This window comes from Streptomyces hygroscopicus subsp. hygroscopicus (assembly GCF_001553455.1).
Lineage (GTDB): Bacteria > Actinomycetota > Actinomycetes > Streptomycetales > Streptomycetaceae > Streptomyces > Streptomyces hygroscopicus.
Window position 1 is genome coordinate 1 of sequence record NZ_BBOX01000623.1, and the last position, 838, is coordinate 838.

Sequence of the window (838 nt, forward strand, 5' to 3'; positions counted from 1 at the left end):
CCGTCGCGGGCGATCCCGTCCACGGGCCCGTACGACCGAACCGGCCGCCGGGCGGCCGGGACTGCCGAGGGCCGGGGCCACCAGCGCGTCGAAGTCGTCGACGAGGACGACGAGACGGGGCAGGGGGCGGGGGCGGGCGGCGGCTGACGCGCTCGGGGTGCGTTGGGCGCGCTGGGCGCGCAGGTTGAGCGTGCGGAGGGTGTCGCTCGGCGGGGGGTCGATGTCGCCGGGCGGCCGGGGCGCGACCACACGGGCCGCACCGGTGCCGGTGGCGCCTGGGCTGGCGGTGCCTGGGCCGGTGGTGCCGGTGCCGGTCACGCCGGTGCCGGTGGTGCCTGGGCCGGTGGTGCCTGGGCCGGTGGTGCCGGTGCCGGTCGCGCCCGTGCGGGGCGAGCCCGTGCGGGTCGCGCTCGGGCCCCCGCCCGCGTCGGCGGCGCCGTCACCGCCGCCGTCGCCCTGGAGGGACCGGGCGTGCCAGGCGGTGAAGTCCAGCGGACCCAGCAGTTCGGCGCGGCGCTTGAGCTCCGAGCTGAGCGCCTGCGCGAACTCCCGCATCCGTACCGGGTCGGTGGCCGCCAGATGCGTCGAGACATGCGGCAGGTCCGTACACACCCGCAGCCCCTCGCCCGCGCCGGTGCCGCTCCCGGCCCCCGCTCCGGCCCCGTCGAGGAGTACCAGCTCGAGCCGGTCCGGCCGTTCGGCGGCCGCCAGCGAGGCGGCGAACGAGCGCAACAGCTCCGTCTTACCGGTGCCCGCCGCGCCCTCGATCAGCGCGTGCGGGCCGTCGGCGGCCAGATCGACCGAGAGCGGGCCGCGCGGCCCGGCGCCGAGCACCGCC

At 79.5% G+C, this 838-nt stretch carries 1 protein-coding gene; it reads right to left on the minus strand.

Going from position 1 to position 838, the window contains the following annotated elements; genetic code table 11:
* On the minus strand, positions 1 to 838 hold an 838-nt coding region (locus tag AXW62_RS45025; RefSeq protein ID WP_252368900.1), incomplete at both ends, for an FtsK/SpoIIIE domain-containing protein.